Consider the following 21,467-nt stretch of genomic DNA (forward strand, 5'->3'; position numbering starts at 1 on the left):
CGCCCGCCCCGGGGGGGGGCCCGCTCCCCCCCCGGGCCGGCCGCGCCGCCGCACGCGGCCGTAGGGCGCGTCGCTCTCAGTACACGCCCTACGGCCGCTTCTGCACGCCCTTGCAGCCGCGTCGGGCCCGCCGACGGGCCCCCGGTCCACCGCGACCCCCGAAGCCGCTCCAGCCCCGCTCCAGCCGCGATCCGGCGACAGCCCTGCGGAACCCCACCGTGAGACATGGGTCACGCGATTCGCCCCGACCCTTGGGGAACCGGTCCACCCCGAGCTACGGTCGTACACATAGCACGTGCACCTGGGTACCGCACTGGAGAGTTCCACGAGCAGGCGGCTTGCCCACCTACCGTCTGGTCCCGATAGCATCCACCGGGACAGCAGCCGTCCCCATATCACCCGATCCCCGCGGTGGCCCCCGTCCAGCGGCCATGCTCTGTCCCTCGGGGCCCGCGACAAAGGTCTTCGATGCCCATCAGCCCGTCCCCTCACACCTCCGTCCAGGACCGCGATGCCCTCGCCGCCCCGACGGCCGGCCGGCGACCCCGCGTGACCATCGCGCGCGGAGCCACCCCCTGGTTCGTCCCCACCCTGGCCACCGCCGCCGTCACCAGCGCTCTCACCAAGCGCAACGGCAAGTGGGCCTTGGCGGCCGTTCCCGCCTGTGCGCTCGGCGCGGGCATGCTGTGGTTCTTCCGCGACCCCGAGCGTGAGATCGGCACCGGCAGAGTGATCTCGCCGGCCGACGGCGTCGTGCAGTCCATCGACGCGTGGCCGGACGGCCGCACCCGCGTCGCGATCTTCATGAGCCCGCTCAACGTGCACGTCAACCGGGCGCCGCTGCCCGGCACCGTGACGTCCGTGGAGCACGTCGCCGGTGGCTTCGTCCCGGCGTTCAACAAGGACAGCGACCGCAACGAGCGCGTCGTGTGGCACTTCGACACCGAGCTCGGCGACATTGAGATGGTGCAGATCGCGGGGGCCGTGGCCCGCCGCATCGTGCCGTACGTCGACGCCGGCACCAAGGTCGAGCAGGGCGACCGGATCGGTCTGATCCGCTTCGGTTCCCGGGTCGACACCTACCTGCCGGCCGGCATCGAGGCCGGTGTCGAGGTCGGCCAGAAGACCACCGCCGGGGTGACACGCCTTGACCGTGACTGATCCTGAGACTCTCGTCGGCCTGAACGAGGACGAGGAGACCGACCTGCGTCGCCGCCGCTGGGCGCGCGACCGCGAGCTGCGGGCCCCCCGTTCGCCGCAGCACCTGTCCACGGCCGACTTCCTGACCCTGGGGAACGCCGTCTGCGGCTTCCTGGCGATCTACTCGATCACCACCGGGGTCCTGATGCCGCACCTGACCGGCGAGTCCAACACGCCGGACAAGCACAGCGCGGCCACGGCCGTGACGCTGCTGCTGATCGGTGCGATGTGCGACCTGTTCGACGGCCTGGTGGCCCGCAAGCTCCGCTCCTCGGCACTGGGCGCGGAGCTGGACAACCTGGCCGACCTGATCAGCTTCGGTATCGCGCCGGCCTACTTCGTCGCGGTCTGGGGCATCGTCTCGCCCGACAGCAACCAGCAGCTCTCGGCCTTCATCGCGCTCACCGTGCTGCTCTCGGTGGTGCTGCGGCTGGCCCGGTTCTCGGCCGTGAAGATGCGGCCGGGGATCTTCCAGGGCATGCCCTGCCCGATGGGCGCGATGACGGTGATCGCGATCGTCCTGCTGGACCCGCCGTTCGTGCCGGGTCTGCTGATGATCTTCGGTGTGGCCTACCTGATGGTGAGCCGGATCGAGTACCCGAAGCCGCAGGGCCTGCTGGCCACCGCCACGCTGGCCTGGATCGTGGTCAGCATCGGCTGCCTGGCGGCCTGGGCGGCCGGTCTGCCCGGCGGTGACCCGCTGATGCACATCGGTGCGATCGCCCAGATCACGCTGGCCGCGATGGCGCCGCTGCTGGTCATCCGCCGCAAGGTGGGCCAGAAGGTCGGCGACGTGCGCGCCCGCCGCGCCGAGTCGCGGGGCTGCTGATCATCCCGTAGAAGCACCGAAGGGGCCCGGATCCACCAGGATCCGGGCCCCTTCGCCGTGCACGGGGTGCCGTCGCCGGCTACGCGCCGCCGCGGTGGACGCTGAAGGCCGACCTGCGGGCCGCGCGGGCCACCGCCGGGTCCGGGTGCACGCCGGCGACCGCCGTGAGCACCGAGGCCGCGCGCGGGTGCCCGGACTGCCGGGCGCGGTTGAACAGCCGGACCGGCTCGCCCGCCGAGGCGCCCTCGACGTGACCGACCAGCAGCCCGGTCTCGCCGTGGTCGAGCACCGCGGCCGCGGTGTCCACCCAGAGCCAGGCGGCGTCCTCCGCGCCCAGCACGTCGGCCGGCGAGACACCGTCCTCGTCCAGCTGCTCGGCCAGCCACAGCAGCGCGTACGGGCGCAGCACGGCCTCCTCGACCGCCCCGCGGACGGCCGCCTCGGCCGTCCGGCCGGCCACCCGGAGCGCCTCGAAGGCCAGGCCGCGCACCAGCGCGTCCTCGCCGCGGGCGGCGTCCAGCAGCTCGGCGACGGCGCGGTCGGCGGGCCGGGCCGCCACCCAGGCGCGGTACTCGGCGCGGGCCGGGCCCGGCGAGTAGTCGGCGCAGGCGCTGAGCAGCTCGGGGGCGCTCTGCTCGATGTGCCCGGCGGCGGTCTGCGCGACCGTGCAGATCTCCTCCAGCTTGGCGCGCACCGCCCAGTGCCCGAGCGGGGACAGCTCGGCCGCCTCGTCCTGGCGGGTCAGCGCGCCGACTGCGGCGAGGCCGTCCAGCATCCAGTCGAGCACCGCGGCCACGTCGCCGGCCGAGGGCAGGGTGTCGATCTGCGGTTCGCGGCAGGTGCCGCGCACGGCCGAGACGGCGGAGGCCGCGTGCGGGACCGGCGACAGCGGACCGGCGCCGACGGCGACCCCGACCCGGCGCTCGTCGAGGCCGCGCTTGAGCAGCTCGAGCAGCTCGCTGTCGGGAACCGGGCCGTCCACCAGGTGCAGGAACGAGAGCAGCTGCGGGGCCTGGTCGACGGCCTGGCCCGCCAGCACCGCGAACACGCCGCGCATGGCGGCGGGCGGCACGGGGGCGAGCAGCGTCCAGGCGTCGAACAGCGCGGACCAGCCGCGGACCACCGCCTCGTCGTCGTGCTCCCAGGCGTGCAGCCGCCAGCCGGGTCCGGCGCCGCTGTCGCGGAGCTCGACCAGGCCGATCTGCAGCGCCTGCCCCCAGGCCTTGGCGGCGGCGCCGACGGTCATGGCGAGGGCCAGCCCGGCCGCCCTGGCGTCGTCGGGCAGCAGCTCGCCGCGCTTGTCGACCTCGCCGAGCTCTCCGGCCCAGCGGGCGACCCGGACCGCGTCGGCGAGCATCCGCCGGGCGAGCGGGGCCAGCTCCGCGGGCGCGGGGAAGCCGTCGGGTACGGGTACCCGGCCCCGCCCGGGCTTGGGCTGGGGGGTACGGCGGCGGGCTGCGGCGGGGCTGCCCTGGATTGCGCTGTCGGCTCGGCGGGCCGTGCCTGGCAGACGGGTCACCGTCGCACCGGTACGGATCGTCGGCGGGAGCGGGGCATCACGGTCGCGCGGGTTCCGAGACGTCACGCCGTGCAGTCTTCCCCTTGTACGGGCGTTCTGTCACATCGGCTGCGGCGCGTCTTTGCGGGGGGCGGCCCCTCGGCGGCCCCGGATGCGGGCAAGGGCCCGCAAACCGGGCCGAGGTGACCGCCGTAAGCGCCCCGTACACGACAACAAGCCGAGGTCCGACCGGCCGGGAGTGGCCGGTTTCAGATCAGCGGGGTGAGCCAGCGCCGCAGGTGCTCCAGATAGCGGTCCGGGTCGGCGTTCCACAGCGCGGCGTGCTCGGCACCCGGCACCCCGTACAGGCTGACCAGCTGTTCCCGGCGGCCGGCGAGCCGTTCGGCAGCCGCCCACGGGGCGATCTCGTCGGAGCGGCTGTGCATCAGCAGGACCGGCACCTGGAGGTCCCGGCCGTCCGCGAGGCGTGCGAAATCGGCCAGGTCGACGCCGGAGCGCCCCTGGGCCGCCAGGGCGCCCAGTTCGGCCACCGCGGCCGGTGCCCCGGAGCGCGCCGCACCCCGCCGCGCGGTGGCCGGCCAGTCCAGCACCGGGGAGTCCAGCACCAGCCCGGCCACCGACCCGCGCCAGTCCGAGCGGACCGCCGTCTGCATCGCGATCGTCGCCCCGAGCGACCAGCCGTACAGCACCACCCGGCCCGCACCGGAGGCCAGCGCCGTGTGGACCGCCGCGTCCACGTCGCGCCACTCCGTCTCGCCGAAGTGCCCGAGCCCGTCCGGCGAGGGCGGCGCGCCCTCGTCACCGCGGTACGTGACGGTCAGCGTCGGCACCCGCAGCGAGCGCAGCAGCGGCAGCACCGGCAGCACCTGGGTGCGGTCGGCTCCCGGGCCGTGCACCAGGACCACCCAGGTCCCGCGGACCGCGGGGACGTACCAGGCGGGCAGCTCGCCGATCTCGGCGTTCACGGAGGAGTCGACGTACTCGATGCCCAGCGCGGTGAGCGGGTCACCGACGTAGACCCGGGGCGTCAGCCGCACCTCGGTGCCGGCGGTGAGGGTGCCGCCGTCGGCCCGCTCCAGGCGCCGGGTGACGGTCTGCACATCGGTGCGCAGCACGTCGCCGACCACGGCGTGACCGCCGTCCCCCCACTCCAGGGCGTACCGGCCGGGCCGGACCGAGGCGGTGGTGCGGGTCAGCGTGACCTGGCCGGGGCCGAGCGCGTGCACCCGCAGCGAGGTGCCCCCGCCGCCGTCGGCGGGCTTCAGCACCCGGTCGGAGACCTTGCGGCCGAGCAGCAGGACCGCGGTCCCGGTCCCGACGACGGCGGCTGCCACGACGGCGGCGGTTTGCCAGCGCATTGTGCTCCCCGGTGTGCTGATCGCGGACCGAAATCGATGCGCTCCCAGTCCACCGTCCGGCCCCGGCCCGGGCCACCGGGCGGGGCCGTTCGAGGGGCTGCGGGCCGGGCCGCCGGGGCGGCGCCCGTCAGATCGGGAGTTCGGTGCGGTGCCGGGACAGCAGTTCCCAGAACCGCGGCGTCGGCAGCTGCCGCGGCTGCTCCTCGGCGGCCGGGGCGGCCGCACCCCAGTGCATCGGCACCTGGTACTCGCCCTGCAGCTCGGCCAGTACCAGCGCCAGCACCTCCTGGTCCACCGGCACCAGGCGGGCCACCGGCTTCAGCTGGCCCTGCCACCGGCCCTGCACCACCTGCCGCAGCCGCTGGTCGAGGTCGTCCTGGTGACCGGTGATCCACACCAGGGTGCGCAGCCCGAGTCCGAGCACCCGGGCCAGCGCCCTGGTCTGCTCCGCGTCACCTGCCCAGCGGCCGGTCAGCTCCGCCTTCGCATAGCTCTGCGGGGTGACCCCGATCTGCCGGGCCGCCTGCTCCTGGCCGAGCTCGCGGGCCACCCGGAAGTCCCGCAGGCTCGCCGGGCGGGCGCCCATCAGCTGCGCCGGCGGACACCACAGGGCACGCGCCAACGCGATGAACTCCTCCTCGGAGGGCCGGACGGCACCGCTCTCCCACCCGATCACATGGGCCGGCAGCAGCCGTACCCCGTGGGCGGCCATGCCCTCGGCCACCTGGTCCGGCGTCAGACCGAGACCGGCGCGGTGGGCCCGGGCGGCCGCCGGGGAGAACGGCACCGGGGTGGGGGCGGGCTGTCTTCGTCGCATGGGACCGAAGCTAGGGCCGGGGCCGCCGCCCCCTGTAGCCGCTGAACGCACGAACCCCCGTTGGACAGATCCACAGTGGACTGGTCGAACCGACAACCGTCCGCCCCGCAGGCGCCCGGCTACTCGGAGGTAGAGACGGCTGACGCCGCGGGTGCCCGCTCCGTAGGAGAGGTGCGCGGGAGCGCGGGCCGGCGGCCGCCTCCGGTCGCGGCCGGGGCCAGGGTCACAGCCCGGGCCGCGGGCCCGGTGAGCTGGGGTGATGACGTGTGATCAAGCCCTCCGGCGGTCTTGTTGACTCCCGGACGAAGCGCGTGATGGGATCCTTGCGCCATACGGAGGCAAGCAGAGGAAGCCGGTGCGAGTCCGGCGCGGTCCCGCCACTGTCACCGGTCGGCGCCCCCGCAGCGGCGGGCGGTCGCCAGGCCGGGAGCCAGGAGACTCTCACCACCGTTCGTCGATCCAGGGCGCGGACCCTGAGTGAGGACACCTAGCCATGCAGGCTGCCCAGGACCGAGCCACGCCCGCCACGCCGTGCGCCGACTGACCCCCGCCCTGCCCTGGCTGCTGGGCGCCGTCGCCGGCTACCTGGCCGACGCCCGGTACGGCGACCCCCGGCGCGGGCACCCGGTCGCCCTGTTCGGCTCGGCCGCCGGCCGGCTGGAACGGGCCGTCTGGCGCGACCACCGGGCCGTCGGCGCCGCCTACACCGCCACCTGCGTGGGCACCGTCGCAGCCGGCGCGGTCCTCACCGAACGCACGCTGGGGCGTTCGGCCGCCGGCCGCACCGCGCTGGCCGCCGCCGCCACCTGGACCGTCCTCGGCGGCACCTCCCTCACCCGCGAGGCCCGCACCATCGCCGCCTCCCTCCGGGCAGGCGACCTGACGGCGGCCCGGGAACGGCTGCCGCACCTGTGCGGCCGCGACCCGAGCGCCCTGGACGAGCAGCAACTCGCCCGCGCGGTCGTCGAGTCGGTGGCCGAGAACACCGCCGACGCGGTGGTCAACGCACTCACCTGGGGCGCCCTCGCCGGGACGCCCGGACTGCTCGCCTTCCGGGCCGTCAACACCCTCGACGCCATGGTCGGGCACCGCTCGGCCCGCCACCGGCGCTTCGGCTGGGCCTCCGCCCGGCTGGACGACGTGGCCGGCTGGCCCGGCGCCCGGCTGACCGCGCTGCTGACCGTCGCCGCGGCGCCGCACCCGCGGACCGCCTGGCAGGTCTGGCGACGGGACGGCTCCGCCCACCCCAGCCCCAACGCGGGCCAGGCCGAGTCGGCGTTCGCGGGCGCCCTCGGCGTACGGCTCGGGGGCACGCTGCATTACGGGACGCGGGTCGAGCACCGGCCGGTGCTCGGCGCGGAGCTCCGCCCGGTGGCGGCCGACGACATCGAACGGGCCTGCCTCCTCTCCCGCCGCGTCGGCACCCTGGCCCTGGCCACCACCGTCCTCGCCCGCACCGCCTGGACCCTGACCCGCCGCCACCCCCGGGGCACCCGATGAACCGATCACGCTGGGCACCCCCCAGGGGCTCTACCCCACAGAGCTGGGCACCCCCCAGGGGCGCTACCCCACAGAGCTGGGCACCCCCCAGGGGCGCGGGGAACTGCGCGAAGTCGGAAGGCGCCGCGCCGCACCTCCCGCAGCGCGCAGTTCCCCGCGCCCCTGAAAGGACGCACCCCCGAGGCACGAAGACCGACGTGACCGCGCCGCACCTCCCGCAGCGCGCAGTTCCCCGCGCCCCTGAAAAGACGCACCCCCGAGACACGCCCGGAGGGCCGGCCGGGGGCCCGATGACGACTGAGGAATGGTGTGGGCGTGGCTAAGGCGCTGCTGGTGGCCGGTACGACGTCGGATGCCGGGAAGAGTGTGGTGACGGCGGGGATCTGCCGGTGGCTGGCCCGGCAGGGGGTGCGGGTGGCTCCGTTCAAGGCGCAGAACATGTCGCTGAACTCGTTCGTGACCGCCGACGGCGCCGAGATCGGCCGGGCACAGGCGATGCAGGCGGCCGCCGCCCGGGTGGACCCGGAGGCGGCGATGAACCCGGTGCTGCTCAAGCCCGGGGCCAACGGCCGCAGCCAGGTCGTCCTGCTCGGCCGGGCCGTCGCCGAGGTCGGCGCCCTGGACTACCGCGACCGCAAGCCCGTCCTGCTGGAACGGGCACTGGCGTGCCTGGCGGATCTGCGCAGCCGGTACGAGGTGGTGGTGTGCGAGGGCGCCGGGTCGCCCGCCGAGATCAATCTGCGCGACCGGGACATCGCCAACATGGGGCTGGCCACCGCCGCCGGCCTGCCGACCGTGGTGGTCGGGGACATCGACCGCGGCGGGGTGTTCGCCGCGATGTACGGGACGCTGGCGCTGCTGTCGGCCGAGGACCAGCGGCACGTGGCGGGCTGGTTCGTCAACAAGTTCCGCGGTGACGCGCGGCTGCTGGAGCCCGGGCTGGCGATGCTGCGCGAGCTGACCGGCCGTCCGGTGCTGGGCACGCTGCCGATGCTGTCCGGGCTGTGGCTGGACGCCGAGGACTCGCTGGACCTGACCACCGTGGTGGCGCAGGGCGCGGCGGTCGGGCCGGTCGGGGCGGACGTGCTGCGGGTCGCCGTGCTGCGTTTCCCGCGGCTGTCGAACTTCACCGACCTCGACGCGCTGGCCCAGGAACCGGGGGTGCTGGTGCGCTGGGCGACCCGCCCGGAGGAGCTGGCCGACGCCGATCTGGTGGTGCTGCCCGGTACCCGGTCGACCGTCGCCGACCTGGCGTGGCTGCGCGAGCGCGGGCTGGAGGCCCCGGTCCGGGCCCGGGTCGCGGCCGGGCTGCCGGTGCTCGGGGTGTGCGGCGGGTTCCAGATGCTGACCCGGGAGATCACCGACGAGGTGGAGTCCGGGGCCGGTACGGTCGCCGCGCTCGGGCTGCTGCCCGCCCGGGTGGTGTTCGGCGCGGAGAAGGTGCTGGCCCGGCCGGTCGGCGTGGCGTTCGGGGAGCCGGTCGAGGGGTACGAGATCCACCACGGGGTGGCCGAGGTGGAGGGCGGCGAGGCGTTCGTCACCGACGGGCACGAACGGGCGCTGGACGGCTGCCGGGTGGGCCCGGTCTGGGGCACCACCTGGCACGGGGTGCTGGAGAACGACGGGTTCCGGCGGGCGCTGCTGCGCGAGGTGGCGGCGCTGGCGGGGCGGGCGTTCGTTCCCGCGCCGGACACGTCGTTCGCCGCCGCCCGCGAGGAACGGCTGGACCGGCTGGGGGATCTGATCGAGGAGCATGCCGACACCGACGCGCTGTGGAAGCTGATCGAGAACGGGGTACCCGCCGAGGGCGCACTGCCCTTCGTACCGCCCGGTGCGCCGTGAACCGCGACACCGTGAACCGCGACACCGTGAACCACGGCACCGTGACAAGTCTGGAGAGTGGCACGAGAGATGAGTGACGTCCGATACCCGTTCACCGCGATCGTCGGCATGGCCGACCTGCGGCTCGGGCTGCTGCTCAACGCCGTCTCCCCGGCGGTCGGCGGGGTGCTGGTGCGCGGCGAGAAGGGCACCGCCAAGTCGACGATGGTGCGGGCCCTGGCCGGGCTGCTGCCGTCGATCGCGACCGTGGACGGCTGCCGGTTCGCCTGCGACCCGGCGGCCGTGGACCCGCAGTGCCCGGACGCTCCGCACGGCCTGCCGGGCACCGCGCTGCGCCCGGCGCACCTGGTGGAGCTGCCGGTCGGCGTCTCGGAGGACCGGATCGTCGGTTCGCTGGACCTGGAGCGGGCACTGGCCGAAGGTGTCAAGGCGTACGAGCCCGGGCTGCTGGCCAAGGCGCACCGCGGGGTGCTGTACATCGACGAGGTGAACCTGCTCCAGGACCACCTGGTGGACCTGCTGCTGGACGCCGCGGCGATGGGCCGCTCGTACGTCGAGCGGGAGGGGGTGTCGGTCCGGCACGCCGCGCGGTTCCTGCTGGTCGGGACGATGAACCCGGAGGAGGGCGAGCTGCGTCCGCAGCTGCTGGACCGGTTCGGGCTGACGGTGGAGATCGCCGCCACCCGGGACGCGGCCGAGCGGGCCGAGGTGGTGCGCCGGCGGCTCGCGTACGACGCCGATCCGGCGGCCTTCGCCGGCCGGTTCGCGGACGAGGAGCGGGAGCTGGCCGGACGGATCTCCGCCGCCCGCGCACTGCTGCCCGGGGTGGAGCTGGGCGACGCGGCGCTGCGTCAGATCACCGCGGTCTGCGCCGCCTTCGAGGTGGACGGCCTGCGGGCGGACATCGTGATGGCGCGCACCGCCGTCGCGCTGGCCGCCTGGGACGGGCGGACCGAGGTGCGGGAGGAGGACGTCCGCAAGGCCGCGCAGCTGGCCCTGCCGCACCGGCGCCGGCGCAACCCGTTCGACGCGCCCGGACTGGACGAGGAGCAGCTGGACCGCACCCTGGCGGACCACGCCGAACAGCCCGAGGAGCCCGAACAGCCCGAGGACCCGCAGGGCCCGGCGCCGGACGGCGGCCCGGACGGTGACGGTGGCGGTGACGGCGATGGTGACGGCCCCGACGGCGGCGGTCCGGACGGCGGCGGGGCGCCCGAGCCCGCGGGCCCGCCGCAGGACGGCAGCGCCGCCGGGCCCGCGGAGGAGCCGGCCGGCCCGGTGCCGCCCCGGCAGGCGCCCGCGGGCGGCGGCCGGGAGTCCACCCCGGTGGCCGCCGGCGAGCCGTACCGGACCCGCCTGTTCAAGGTGCCGGGGACCGGCCGCGGCGCCCAGGGGCGCCGCTCCCCCGCCGAGACCGACAGCGGGCACACCATCCGGGCCCGCCGCCCGCAGGGCCGGCTCAGCCGGCTGCACCTGGCCGCGACCTTGCAGGCCGCGGCGCCGTACCAGGCCGCGCGCGGGCGGGCGGCCCGGGCGCTGGTGCTGCACAAGGACGACTTCCGGGAGCAGGTGCGCCGCGGCCGGGAGTCGAACCTGGTGCTGTTCGTGGTGGACGCCTCCGGGTCGATGGCGGCCCGGCAGCGGATGACCGCCGTCAAGGGTGCCGTGCTCTCCCTGCTGATGGACGCCTACCAGCGGCGGGACAAGATCGGCATGATCACCTTCCGTGGTGCGGCCGCCGACCTGGTGCTGCCGCCCACCTCCTCGGTGGAGGTCGGCGCGGCCCGGCTGGAGCAGCTGCCGACCGGCGGCCGTACCCCGCTCGCCGCCGGGCTGCTGCGCGCCCACGAGGTGCTGCGGGTGGAGCGGATGCGCGACCCGCAGCGCCGCCCGCTGCTGGTGGTGGTCACCGACGGCCGGGCCACCGGCGGCCGGGACGCGCTCGCGCTGGCCGGCCGGGCCGCCGGTCTGCTGGCCGCCCAGGGCGCGGCCGCGGTGGTGCTGGACTGCGAGTCGGGCCCGGTCCGGCTCGGCCTGGCGCGCACCCTCGCCGCCCAGCTGGGCGGCTCCGCCGTCACCTTGGACGAACTGCGGGCCGAGGGTGTCGCCGCCCTGGTCCAGGCCCACCGCTCCGCCGACCACCACCACCGAAAGGCCGCGTGACCCCATGCCCCAGGGAAAGCCCGAGACCGTCCCCGACGACGGCCTGACCACCCGCCAGCGCCGCACCCTGCCGATCACCGCCGTGCACACCGGTCCCGGCAAGGGCAAGTCCACCGCAGCCTTCGGCATGGCCCTGCGGGCCTGGAACCAGGGCTGGCCGATCGGGGTGTTCCAGTTCGTGAAGTCCGCCAAGTGGAAGGTCGGTGAGGAGAACGCGCTGCGCGTGCTCGGCGCCTCCGGCCAGGGCGGCACGGTGGACTGGCACAAGATGGGCGAGGGCTGGTCCTGGGTCCAGCGGTCGGCCGAGATGGAGCAGTCCAGCGAGGAGGCCGCCAAGGAGGGCTGGGAGCAGGTCAAGCGCGACCTCGCCGCCGAGACCTACCGCTTCTACGTGCTGGACGAGTTCACCTACCCGATGCACTGGGGCTGGGTCGACGTGGAGGAGGTGGTGGCCGTGCTGAAGGACCGTCCGGGCAGCCAGCACGTGGTGATCACCGGCCGGTACGCCAAGCAGCCGCTGACCGACCTCGCCGACCTGGTCACCGAGATGACCAAGGTCAAGCACCCCATGGACGCCGGCCGCAAGGGCCAGCGCGGGATCGAGTGGTAGGCCGTTGAACATCCCCCGTCTCGTCGTCGCCGCGCCCTCCTCGGGCGCGGGCAAGACCACCGTCGCCACCGGGCTGATGGCCGCGCTGCGCGCCCGGGGCCTGGCCGTCTCCCCGCACAAGGTCGGCCCGGACTACATCGACCCGGGCTACCACGCGCTGGCCGCCGGGCGCCCGGGGCGCAACCTGGACGCGTACATGTGCGGGCCGCAGCGGATCGCCCCGCTGTTCCTGCACGGTGCGGCCGGGGCGGACGTCGCGGTGGTCGAGGGCGTGATGGGACTGTTCGACGGCGCCGCCGGGCAGGGCGAACTGGCCTCCACCGCGCACGTCGCCAAGCTGCTGCGGGCGCCGGTGGTGCTGGTGGTGGACGCCTCCTCGCAGTCCCGCTCGGTGGCGGCGCTGGTGCACGGCTTCGCCTCCTGGGACCCCGAGGTGCGGCTGGCGGGGGTGATCCTCAACCGGGTCGCCTCCGACCGGCACGAGCAGCTGCTGCGCGAGGCGCTGGAGGAGGGGTCGGGCGTCCCGGTGCTCGGCTCGGTGCGGCGGGCGGCGTCGGTCGCCACCCCGTCCCGGCACCTGGGTCTGGTCCCGGCGGTGGAACGCTCGGCCGAGGCCCTGCGGGCGGTGGCCGACATGGGTGAGCTGATCGGCCGCTCGGTCGACCTGGACGCCGTGCTGGCGCTGGCGAGGACCGCGCCGCCGCTGTCCGCCGAGCCCTGGGACCCGGCGCAGGAGGTCGCGGTCGTCCCCGGCCGGCCGCGGATCGCGGTCGCGGGCGGCGCCGCGTTCTCGTTCTCGTACGCGGAGAACTCCGAGCTGCTGACCGCGGCCGGCGCCGAGGTGGTCGCCTTCGACCCGCTGCACGACGGCGAACTGCCTTCGGGGACGGCCGGGTTGGTGATCGGCGGCGGGTTCCCCGAGCTGTACGTCGGCGAGCTGAGCGAGAACGGGCCGCTGCGCGCGGCCATCGCCGCGTTCGCCGCCACGGACGCGCCGGTGGCCGCCGAGTGCGCCGGACTCCTTTACCTGGGACAGGAGTTGGACGGCAGGCCGATGTGCGGCCTGCTGCCGACCGGCGCCCGGATGACCGAGCGGCTGACCCTCGGCTACCGGGAGGCCGTCGCCCTCGGCGACAGCCCGCTCGCCGTCGCCGGCACCCGGGTGCGGGGCCACGAGTTCCACCGTACGGTCTGCGAACCGGGCGCCGGCGAGCAGCCCGCCTGGGGCTGGCGCACCCCGGCCGGACCGCGCACCGAGGGTTTCGTACACGGCTCGGTGCACGCCTCCTACCTGCATCTGCACTGGGCGGGCGCACCGGAGCTGGCGGAGCGGCTGGTGCGGGTGGCCGCGGGCGGCTGAGGCCGCCGGTCCGCAGACGAATCGATCCGCCGAGCTGACTCTTCATAAGATATGAATTGTCGGCGCACGGGCTTCACCGTGCGGAGAAATCCGGCAGATCGTGAAAGAGAGACCGTGGACAGAGCGCTCATCAGATCGTCAGTTCCGCTGTTCCTGGGGAGCATCCTGGCGTCCCTGGTACCGGCCGCCGCGCAGGCGGCCACCGGCCCGTCGGTCTGGGTGCAGAGCGCCTCCGACCACGTGTTCTCCTCGACCGTCCGGCCGGACCGCGCCGTCGGGAACATCAGCCTGTTCGCCGCCCGCAACGAGGTCCAGGCGGCCCAGATCTCGGTCCGCTCGGACGACGCCCTGAGCGACGTGCACGTCGCCGCCGGCGACCTCACCGGTCCCGGCGGCGCGGTCATCCCGGCCTCCCGGATCACCGTGAACCGGGAGTACAACCACCCGAGGATCGAGAAGCAGACCCAGGGCAGCTACCAGGACCCGCCGGACGGCGGAACCAGCTACTACGACGCCCTGGTGGAGAACACCCCCCACCCGGTGGCCGCCGCCACCACCCAGCCGTACTACTACAGCGTCGCGGTACCGACCGGCCAGACCCCCGGCACCTACACCGGCACGGCGACGGTGCAGAGTTCGGCCGGCCCGGTGGCCGTCCCGGTCTCCCTGACGGTCTACCAGGCGACCCTGCCGCCCACCGACCGGTCCACCTTCCGGATGGACAACTGGTTCACCTCCGCGGGCTGGGACTACGGCTGGACCGAGGCCGCCATCCCGACCCAGTACCAGGACGCGGCGATGTACAGCCCCAACTGGTGGAAGGTCATCGCCAGCATCGCCGCCGACCACGCCAAGCACCGCAACAACGTCATCCACGCGGACTTCCAGGCGCTCGCGATACCCGACACCACGCTGGCCGACGGCCGGTACACCTTCCGCTGGGGCACCTTCGACCGGTTCGTCCAGACCTTCGTGGACGCCGGCGCGCTGCAGTACATCTACACCCCGCACCTGCTCGAGGGCGGCCCGCTGCTGGAGGCGCTGGTCAGCGACGGCAACGGCGGGGTCACCCGGGGGTTCCTCACCCCCGGCAGCCCGGAGGCCACCGCCTACCTGGACAAGGTCCTCCCCGCGCTGAAGGCGCACCTCGACAGCAAGTGCCTCGACCCGGGGCCGAGCTGCGCCCCCGGCCGGCGCTGGAGCGACGTGTTCTACATGAGCGCGTCCGACGAACCCCGCTGGAACGACCAGGCCACCGCCTCGAACTGGCTGTACGGGCGCTACCACGCCTACTTCCCGCAGGGTCTGACCAACGAGGCGCACGACGTCCGGTTCGACGCCACCGACCAGGCCCTCGGCACCCTGACCCCGAAGGGCGACGCGGACTACGACGCCAACGCGGGCCACTACCAGGCGCAGCGGCTGGCGGGCAAGGACCTCTGGCTCTACTACTGCAACGGCCCGGTGGACGGGCACGTCAACCGCTTCATCAGCTACCCGCTCGCGGACTCGCGGCTCACCCCGTGGATGGTGTCCAGCGTCGGCGGGGACGGCTTCCTGCACTGGGGCTGGAACATCTGGGCCGCGGGCGGCCCCGGCAACTGGACGCCCGCCGACACCTTCGACGGCTGGACCTCCGGCGACCCCTACCTGGTCCGGCCCGACAAGGCCGACTACGGCATCTACGACAGCACGCGCAGCGAGGCGCTGCTGTTCGGCCTCCAGGACTACGAGCTGCTGCACCAGCTGGCCGCCACCAAGCCGGTGCTGGCGCGCGCGCTGACCGGCACGCTGATCACCAACACCACCACGTTCACCACCTCGGGGGCCGAGCTGGACCAGCGGCACCGGCAGCTGCTGGACGCACTCGCCTCGCCGGCGGGCGACGCGGCGTACCCCTACAGCGACGACTTCTCCGCCGGGAACGACGCCAACTGGCGCCACACCCGGGGCTCCTGGTCGGTCACCGGTGACCAGGCGTACGTGCAGAGCAGCACCGCGACCGACAGCTGGCAGGACTGGGAGGTGGTCTCCGGGCTCGCCGGGCGCGCCTACGGCGACGTGACGGCCGACGTGGACGTCAGGATCACCGGGGTGAACGCGGCCGACGGCGGCGACACCGACTGGGCCGGCCTCACCGTGCACAGCCTCAACCCGACCGACACCCAGACCGGTTACCTGGTCGCCCTGCGCAACAACGGCGAGGTGTTCGTCAACCGCAGCGGTTCCACCCTGGCCACCGGGCGGGTACCGGGCTACACGGCGGGCCGGACGGTCACCCTGCGGGTGGCCACCAAGGGCAGCCGCCTCCAGGTGTTCGCCGGTCCGGTACCGGTGATCACCCTGGACGACCCGAGCTACCCGGTGGGCGCCATCGGCCTGGCCACCGGCGGTGCCAGCGCCCGCTTCGACAACGTGCGCATCAACCCGCTCACCGACCCGGTCGAGGGCGCCAAGGTCACCGCCTCCAGCTCGTACGAGTCGGACGGCTGGGGCGCGCAGGCGCTCACCGACGGCCGGCGCGGCCTGCCGGACGGCTCGGCCGGCTGGAGCAGCATCGACAACTACACCGTCGACCACCCCGAGTGGGTCTCCGTGGACCTCGGCGCCACCAGCCGGCTGTCCCGGGTCGACCTGTACCCGCGGTCCGACGGCGCCAACGCGGGCATGGGCTTCCCGATCGACTTCACCGTCCAGGTCTCCGCGGACAACGTGCACTGGACCACGGTCGCGGACCGCAAGGGCTACCCGAAGCCGGACGGCTCGGTGCAGTCCTTCCCGTTCGCCGCCACCGACGTCCGGTACATCAAGGTGTCCGGCACCAAGCTGGCCACCGACCCGCACGGGAACTACCACCTCCAGCTGGCCGAGCTCGAAGGCTACGGGGACGCGGTGGCCGCCGGGCGGCCGGTGACCGTCTCCAGCTCGGTGGAGAACACGGCCGCCGGCTGGGTCCGCGCCGCCGCCACCGACGGCGTGCAGAACTCCGCCCTCGGCTACTCGATGGGCTGGAGCAGCGCCGAGACCACCGCCACCGGCCACGAGTGGGCCACCGTCGACCTCCAGGGCGCCACCCTGCTCTCGCAGGTCCGGCTCACCGGCCGGACCGACGGCTCCAACACGGGCCTCGGCTTCCCGGTGGACTTCACCGTCCAGGTCTCCGACGACAACGCGCACTGGACCACGGTGGCCGCCAGGACCGGCTTCCCACGGCCGGGCACCGCCGCACAGGTCTTCACCTTCGCCCCCGTGACGGCCCGGTACGTGAAGGTCGACGGGACGCGGCTGAGCGCCGATCAGTTCGGCGCGTACCACCTGCAGCTCGGCGAGATCGGCGTCGGCTGACCACCCGGGACCGCACGACGGCGCCCGGCCGCCCGCCCCCTCGGGGAGCGGAGCGGCCGGGCGCCGTCGTGCGTGGTCAGACCGTGCGGGTGTCCGCGCCGCCGCCGAGGGCGGTGGTGGCCAGGTCGAGTGCGGTGCGGACCGCCATCGCCCGGCGCGAGACGCCGGACACGTCGGCGGCGTCCAGCTCGCGTTCGATGACGTCCGGGTCGGTGGAGTTCGCCGCGGCCCGCAGGTGGGTGCTCTCCTGCCGGATCCCGGCGACCAGGTCGGCCACCGGCTGCTTGGCGGCAGGACCCCAGTGGCCCGCCTCCAGCGCCGCCGCCTCGGCGTCGGCGGCGTCGGCCAGCCGGCCGGCCCAGGCCCGGTAGCCGGCCGGATCGTCGGCCACCTCCTCCTCGTCCGGGCCGCCGTCGGTGGCGGCGTTGAACGGGGCCACGGCCTTCAGGTAGGCGATCTGATCCGCGTTCAGGTTGGTCGCGTCGCGGCGCAGCGAACCGGTGCGGTTCCCCTTCGGGAAGGTGTAGACGCAGGTCACCGCGTGGTCGTCGGCCCAGTCCCAGGACGCCTTGCGCGGGTAGTAGTAGTACACGTCGGCGGAGGACGGCACGGCCAGGGTGTCCATCGTGTACCGGCCGCGCTGCTCGTCGCAGAGCTTCTCCGCCCGGTCCTCGACCTCGGTCTCGCCCGGGTAGCTGCCGTCGGGCAGTTCCACGACGCCGAACACCTCACCGTAGTGGGCGGTCGAGCACGGCACCGCGGTCACCCCGGTGGCCTGGTCGAGGCGGTCCGGCCGCAGGTAGCAGTCGCCCGGCCGCAGGTCGACCACCTGCACCGTGCCGGAGCCGTTGATCCGGCCGTCCGCGTCGCGGTCGGCGCCGTCGTTCCCGTAGAGCACCCCGACGACCACCAGCAGCGCGACCACCACGCCCCAGAGGCCGCCCAGCACGATGCCCGCCACGGCCATGCCCCGGCCGCGCTGCTGACGGCGCGGCGCCTTCAGCGCGGCGATGCCGAACGCGATCGCCCCCACCCACAGCAGACAGCCGAAGCCGACGATGCCGAGCACCAGCGAGGTGACGGCGAAACCGTTCCACCCGGTGAGCGGCGGCGGCCCGGTCCAGCCGCCCCACCCGGGGTAGCCGGGGTACTGCTGGGCGTACGGCCCCTGCGGGTGCGGTCCCTGCGGGTACGGTCCGTACGGGTGCGGCCCGTACGGGTCCGGCGGCTGGGGTTCGGCCGGGGCGTCCGTCGGCGGCGCGAACGCCTTGAGGAGCGGGTCGCCGGGCGCCTCGGTGGTGTCGGCCCCACTCGGCTGGTTCTGGTCGGACGGAATGGCGCATTCCCCTTCAGGCACAGGACGGCCGCCGAACAGGCGTGTTCGACGGCTGCGCGAATATAGCGGACGGGTCGTCCACAGAACCACCGCATTGGGGCGGCGGTGCGGGCGGGTGCTTCAATGGCCGCACCGCGGGGCACCCGTCGTGCGCCCGCCCGATCGGACGGGGGCTCCGGTGATCGGAGTGCACACCTACACCACCACGGTGACCTGGACCGGCGACCTCGGTACCGGGACCAGCGGCTACCGCGCCTACCAGCGGTCACACGAGATCTCCGCGGACGGCCCGCCGCCCATCCCCGGGAGCTCGGACCCGGCGTTCCGCGGCGACCCGGCCCGCTGGAACCCCGAACAGCTGCTGCTCGCCTCGCTCTCGCAGTGCCACATGCTCTGGTACCTGCACCTGTGCTCGGCCGACGGCGTGGTGGTCACCTCCTACCTGGACCGGGCCGAGGGCACGATGGCCGAGACCGCCGACGGCGGGCACTACACCGGCGCGGTGCTGCGGCCCCGGATCGAGGTGGCCGAGGCGGGGATGACGGAACGTGCGCTCGCCCTGCACGAGGACGCCCACCGGGCCTGCTTCATCGCCAACTCGGTCAACTTCCCGGTCCGGCACGAGCCGGTGGTCACGGTCCGGGCCTGACCGGGACGGTCGGGGGTCACCCGCAGGAGGCCTGGATCTCCTCCTCCAGGGCGCTCTGCTGGATCCGGTCGGTCTCCAGCCGGGAATCCAGCTCGGCGATCCGCTGCCGGAGCAGGGCGAGCTGGGCCGGGGTGGTCCCCGGTGAACCCTCCAGGACGACGAGTTCGTCCCGCAGTCCGTCCAACTGCCGCTCCTCGGCGGCGATCTCCCGCCTGCCCTCCTCGGCCAGCCGTTTCAGGGTGTCGCAGGCGCTCAGCACCTTGGTCCCGGTCATGGTGTCCGCCTCCACTGCACGCCGGATGGTGGCGGCCGTTCCGGCGCCCACCCCGCACCCCGGCATGGCACGGGAGCCGCAGCCCGCGGCCCGGTGACGGCCGTTCCCCGAGGATGGTTCGGCGCACGGCGCCGGGAGCGTCGGCACGGCTCCCCGCACGTGCACGGTTCCAGCCTTGCACCGGCCCCGGGCCGCGGCATCCCGGGCCGGGACGGCCCCGCCGCGGCCCGGCCGGCTCAGCCGAGGTACGCCGGGGCGACGGCCGAGGTCATCAGCCGGACGGCCGCGCCGGTGCCGTCGGCGGGCACCGTCCACAGGTCGGAACCGTAGTCGCCGGGGAGGGCGTAGAGCAGCGTCGAGGCGTCGGACCAGAGCGCCTGGTCGTCGATGTTGCGCTGCTCGGCGGTGGCGGTCTCGGTCATGGTCGCGAGGTCGAGCACGTACAGCCGCCAGGGGGCGTCCGGCGAGGCGCCCGCGACCCGCTTCTTGTAGGCGATGCGGGTGCCGTCGGGCGACAGTGAGGGGCACTCGACGTTCTGGTGCAGGGTGGTGAGGGTACGGGCGGCGAGGTCGCCCTGGACCAGGTAGGTCCGGCCGCCGGTGGCCAGGGTGGCGTAGAAGCGTTCGTCGTCGGCGAAGGTGACGCCCCAGATGTTGACGTCGCCGGCCTGGTAGGGCTTGCCGTCCTTGACGACGGCGAAGCTCTCCAGGTTGTCCTCCAGCGCCCAGCTGCGGGTGTCCACGATCGCGGTGCGGGTGGAGAAGTCGGTGCCCGCGTAGGAGTCGCCGCTGACGAAGACCGTCCAGGCGGCCAGGTGGCCGGAGGGCGAGACCCGGGCCCGGGTGGGGATGCCGGACGCCGGGAAGTGCCGCAGCTCGTGCAGGTCGGCGTCGAGGACCACGGCCCGGTAGGTGTCCTCCAGCGCGCCGTGCTCGGCCTGCAGGCAGATCCCGGTGCCGGCGGAGGCGTGGAAGCGCAGGCACTTCACGCCGGAGACGGTGCGCGGCCCGTCCGGCCGGTCCGCCGGCACCGTGGCGAGCTCGTCCCGGTGCGGACCCCAGGCGAGGTTGCGGACCAGCAGCTGCCGGCCGCCCGCCGCGGGCCGCAGCGCGACGGTGCCGGTGTGCACCGGCGGGCCACCCGCCTGCTCCTGGCCGCGCCGGTCGGCGCGGTCGGCGGCGTACAGCACGGCCCCGGTCCCGGTCGCGCCCAGCAGCAGGACGGCGACCAGCAGGATCACCAGACGGGTGGTACGGGTCATGCGGGCTGCTCCAGGTCGTCGGTCGGCCGCTCGTCGGTCGGGCGGTCGTCGGTCGGCCGCTCGTCGGTCGGGCGGCCGTGGGCGGTGCGGTCCTCGCCCGGCAGGTCGTCGGTGGTGCGCAGGACGGCCGTCGCGGCGACCGCGGCGACCGCCAGCGCGGCGGCGGTGACCGCCAGCGCGGTCCGCCCGCCCCACAGGCTCCAGGCGGCCCCGAACGCCAGCGAGCAGGCGAACCGGGCGAGCGCCTGCCCGGTGCCCACCAGGGCCTGCCCGGCGCCCTGCCGGCCGTCGGGCACCGCATTGGCGGTGGCGGCGGCGAGCACCCCGTCGGTGGCCGCATAGAAGGTGCCGTGCAGCAGCAGGACCACGGGCAGCAGCGGCGCCCCGCGCACGGGCGAGAGGATCAGCACGTAGCCGAGCAGCAGGACGCCGTGCCCGGCCAGGAACAGCCGGCGGCGGCCGATCCGGTCGGCCAGCGCCCCCAGCGGCACCGCCAGCAGCAGGAAGGTCGCGGCGGTCCCGAGCGGCAGCAGCGGGAACAGCGCGGTGGACAGGTGCAGTTCGCGCTGGAGCAGCAGGTACAGGAAGGAGTCGCTGACGGTGGTCAGGCCCAGCAGGACCGCGCACACGGTGAGCCGGCGCAGCTGCGGGCGGCGCAGCAGGGCGAGCGAGTCGCGCAGGCCGGGGGGCGGCTGCGCGCCCCGGTCGGAGCGCTGTGCCACGTCCTCGGCGCCGTCGTCGGCCGGACGGGCGATCCGCGGCGGGACGAAGAGCACCAGGACCAGCACGCCGAGCGCCGCGACGCAGCCGCTGACCGCGAACACCGCGCCGTAGCCGCTGCGTTCACCGCTCTCGGCGGACACCGGGCCGCCCGCGAACCGCAGCACCGCGAAGGCGGCGAGCGGGCCGATCAGGGCGCCGGTGGTGTCCATGGCGCGGTGCACGCCGAAGGCGCGGCCGCGGTGCTCGGGCCGGGTGGCCAGCGAGATCATCGCGTCCCTGGGGGAGGTCCGCAGGCCCTTGCCGGTGCGGTCGACGGCCAGCACCGCGCCGATCAGGGGCAGGCTGTGGGCGAGCAGCAGCAGCGGTTTGCAGAGCGCGGACAGCCCGTAGCCGGCGGCGGCCACCATCTTGTGGCGGCGTCCGCCGCGGTCGGCGAGGTGCCCGCCGGCGAGGCGGACGATCGCGCCGACACCGTTGTTGATGCCGTCCAGCAGGCCGAAGCCGAGCGGGGACAGGCCGAGCGTCGCCACCACGTACAGCGGCAGCACGGCGGTGACCATCTCGGAGGAGATGTCGGTGATGAGGCTGACCGCGCCGAGGGCGACCACCGTGCCGGGCCGCCGGACCGCCCACCCCGCAGGCCCCCGCCACGGCGATGTGCTGACCGAGGGCCACTACCA

Annotated in this window: 16 protein-coding genes and 1 riboswitch; of the genes, 9 read left to right on the forward strand and 7 right to left on the reverse strand. The window is 74.8% G+C overall.

Annotated elements, in window-relative coordinates; genetic code table 11:
- Positions 1-468 precede the first annotated feature (468 nt).
- Together AB0D08_RS35000 and AB0D08_RS35005 are read left to right on the forward strand one after the other, a co-directional pair.
- Positions 469-1,161: a phosphatidylserine decarboxylase gene (locus AB0D08_RS35000; protein WP_033817845.1), complete on the forward strand. Its 693-nt coding sequence runs from the start codon at positions 469-471 to the stop codon at positions 1,159-1,161.
- A 43-nt stretch (positions 1,162-1,204) separates the two neighbouring features.
- Positions 1,205-2,029, forward strand: a complete 825-nt coding sequence (locus AB0D08_RS35005; protein WP_233288876.1) for a CDP-alcohol phosphatidyltransferase family protein — start codon at positions 1,205-1,207, stop codon at positions 2,027-2,029.
- 79 nt (positions 2,030-2,108) lie between these two features.
- Here the strand turns inward: AB0D08_RS35005 and AB0D08_RS35010 are convergent, their stop codons facing one another.
- The 3 genes from AB0D08_RS35010 to AB0D08_RS35020 all read right to left on the reverse strand — a co-directional run bounded on the left by AB0D08_RS35010 (position 2,109) and on the right by AB0D08_RS35020 (position 5,723).
- Positions 2,109-3,548: a hypothetical protein gene (locus AB0D08_RS35010; protein ID WP_359894318.1), complete on the reverse strand. Its 1,440-nt coding sequence runs from the start codon at positions 3,546-3,548 to the stop codon at positions 2,109-2,111.
- Between the two features lie 248 nt (positions 3,549-3,796).
- Positions 3,797-4,906: an alpha/beta hydrolase gene (locus tag AB0D08_RS35015; RefSeq protein WP_359894320.1), complete on the reverse strand. Its 1,110-nt coding sequence runs from the start codon at positions 4,904-4,906 to the stop codon at positions 3,797-3,799.
- A 127-nt stretch (positions 4,907-5,033) separates the two neighbouring features.
- On the reverse strand, positions 5,034-5,723 hold the full coding sequence (locus tag AB0D08_RS35020; RefSeq protein WP_359894322.1) for a helix-turn-helix transcriptional regulator: 690 nt from the start codon (positions 5,721-5,723) through the stop codon (positions 5,034-5,036).
- 298 nt (positions 5,724-6,021) lie between these two features.
- Positions 6,022-6,184: riboswitch (cobalamin riboswitch) on the forward strand.
- 91 nt (positions 6,185-6,275) lie between these two features.
- Here AB0D08_RS35020 and AB0D08_RS35025 point away from each other — a divergent pair.
- The 6 genes from AB0D08_RS35025 to AB0D08_RS35050 all read left to right on the forward strand — a co-directional run bounded on the left by AB0D08_RS35025 (position 6,276) and on the right by AB0D08_RS35050 (position 16,543).
- The gene (locus tag AB0D08_RS35025) at positions 6,276-7,223 is read left to right on the forward strand and encodes a cobalamin biosynthesis protein (RefSeq protein ID WP_233288877.1); all 948 of its coding nucleotides are present in this window, start codon (positions 6,276-6,278) and stop codon (positions 7,221-7,223) included.
- 315 nt (positions 7,224-7,538) lie between these two features.
- Positions 7,539-9,065 (forward strand): cobyric acid synthase, encoded by a 1,527-nt coding sequence (locus AB0D08_RS35030; RefSeq protein WP_359894323.1) that lies wholly within the window; start codon positions 7,539-7,541, stop codon positions 9,063-9,065.
- 69 nt (positions 9,066-9,134) lie between these two features.
- On the forward strand, positions 9,135-11,228 hold the full coding sequence (locus tag AB0D08_RS35035) for a putative cobaltochelatase (protein ID WP_359894325.1): 2,094 nt from the start codon (positions 9,135-9,137) through the stop codon (positions 11,226-11,228).
- Between the two features lie 4 nt (positions 11,229-11,232).
- Positions 11,233-11,838: a cob(I)yrinic acid a,c-diamide adenosyltransferase gene (cobO, locus tag AB0D08_RS35040; protein ID WP_033819711.1), complete on the forward strand. Its 606-nt coding sequence runs from the start codon at positions 11,233-11,235 to the stop codon at positions 11,836-11,838.
- Between the two features lie 4 nt (positions 11,839-11,842).
- Positions 11,843-13,198: a cobyrinate a,c-diamide synthase gene (locus tag AB0D08_RS35045; protein ID WP_033819712.1), complete on the forward strand. Its 1,356-nt coding sequence runs from the start codon at positions 11,843-11,845 to the stop codon at positions 13,196-13,198.
- Positions 13,199-13,312: 114 nt separating this feature from the next.
- Complete coding sequence (locus AB0D08_RS35050; RefSeq protein ID WP_359894328.1) at positions 13,313-16,543, forward strand: discoidin domain-containing protein; 3,231 nt, start codon at positions 13,313-13,315, stop codon at positions 16,541-16,543.
- Positions 16,544-16,619: 76 nt separating this feature from the next.
- Here the strand turns inward: AB0D08_RS35050 and AB0D08_RS35055 are convergent, their stop codons facing one another.
- Positions 16,620-17,900: a DUF4190 domain-containing protein gene (locus tag AB0D08_RS35055; protein WP_359894329.1), complete on the reverse strand. Its 1,281-nt coding sequence runs from the start codon at positions 17,898-17,900 to the stop codon at positions 16,620-16,622.
- 160 nt (positions 17,901-18,060) lie between these two features.
- Between AB0D08_RS35055 and AB0D08_RS35060 the strand changes: the two genes are divergently transcribed.
- Positions 18,061-18,528 carry an OsmC family protein gene (locus AB0D08_RS35060; protein WP_359894336.1) on the forward strand — a complete coding sequence of 156 codons (468 nt, stop codon included), beginning with the start codon at positions 18,061-18,063 and terminating at the stop codon, positions 18,526-18,528.
- 16 nt (positions 18,529-18,544) lie between these two features.
- Here AB0D08_RS35060 and AB0D08_RS35065 read toward each other — a convergent pair whose 3' ends face one another.
- From AB0D08_RS35065 to AB0D08_RS35075, 3 genes are all read right to left on the reverse strand, one after another.
- Complete coding sequence (locus AB0D08_RS35065) at positions 18,545-18,802, reverse strand: hypothetical protein (RefSeq protein ID WP_033819716.1); 258 nt, start codon at positions 18,800-18,802, stop codon at positions 18,545-18,547.
- Positions 18,803-19,038: 236 nt separating this feature from the next.
- Positions 19,039-20,064, reverse strand: coding sequence for a TolB-like translocation protein (locus AB0D08_RS35070; RefSeq protein WP_359894331.1), 1,026 nt, complete (start codon positions 20,062-20,064; stop codon positions 19,039-19,041).
- Positions 20,061-21,395 (reverse strand): MFS transporter, encoded by a 1,335-nt coding sequence (locus AB0D08_RS35075; RefSeq protein WP_359894333.1) that lies wholly within the window; start codon positions 21,393-21,395, stop codon positions 20,061-20,063. The genes AB0D08_RS35070 and AB0D08_RS35075 overlap by 4 nt, the downstream gene beginning before the upstream one ends.
- Positions 21,396-21,467: the final 72 nt, after the last annotated feature.

The organism is Kitasatospora sp. NPDC048540 (assembly GCF_040651175.1).
Lineage (GTDB): Bacteria > Actinomycetota > Actinomycetes > Streptomycetales > Streptomycetaceae > Kitasatospora.

What these genes read in the sequence shown, in the direction of transcription:
- AB0D08_RS35000 (WP_033817845.1), top strand. Translation starts at nt 469, where the DNA reads ATGCCCATCAGCCCGTCCCCTCACACCTCCGTCCAGGACCGCGATGCC.
- AB0D08_RS35015 (WP_359894320.1), bottom strand. Translation starts at nt 4,906, where the DNA reads ATGCGCTGGCAAACCGCCGCCGTCGTGGCAGCCGCCGTCGTCGGGACC.
- AB0D08_RS35020 (WP_359894322.1), bottom strand. Translation starts at nt 5,723, where the DNA reads ATGCGACGAAGACAGCCCGCCCCCACCCCGGTGCCGTTCTCCCCGGCG.
- AB0D08_RS35035 (WP_359894325.1), top strand. Translation starts at nt 9,135, where the DNA reads ATGAGTGACGTCCGATACCCGTTCACCGCGATCGTCGGCATGGCCGAC.
- cobO (WP_033819711.1), top strand. Translation starts at nt 11,233, where the DNA reads ATGCCCCAGGGAAAGCCCGAGACCGTCCCCGACGACGGCCTGACCACC.
- AB0D08_RS35065 (WP_033819716.1), bottom strand. Translation starts at nt 18,802, where the DNA reads ATGACCGGGACCAAGGTGCTGAGCGCCTGCGACACCCTGAAACGGCTG.
- AB0D08_RS35070 (WP_359894331.1), bottom strand. Translation starts at nt 20,064, where the DNA reads ATGACCCGTACCACCCGTCTGGTGATCCTGCTGGTCGCCGTCCTGCTG.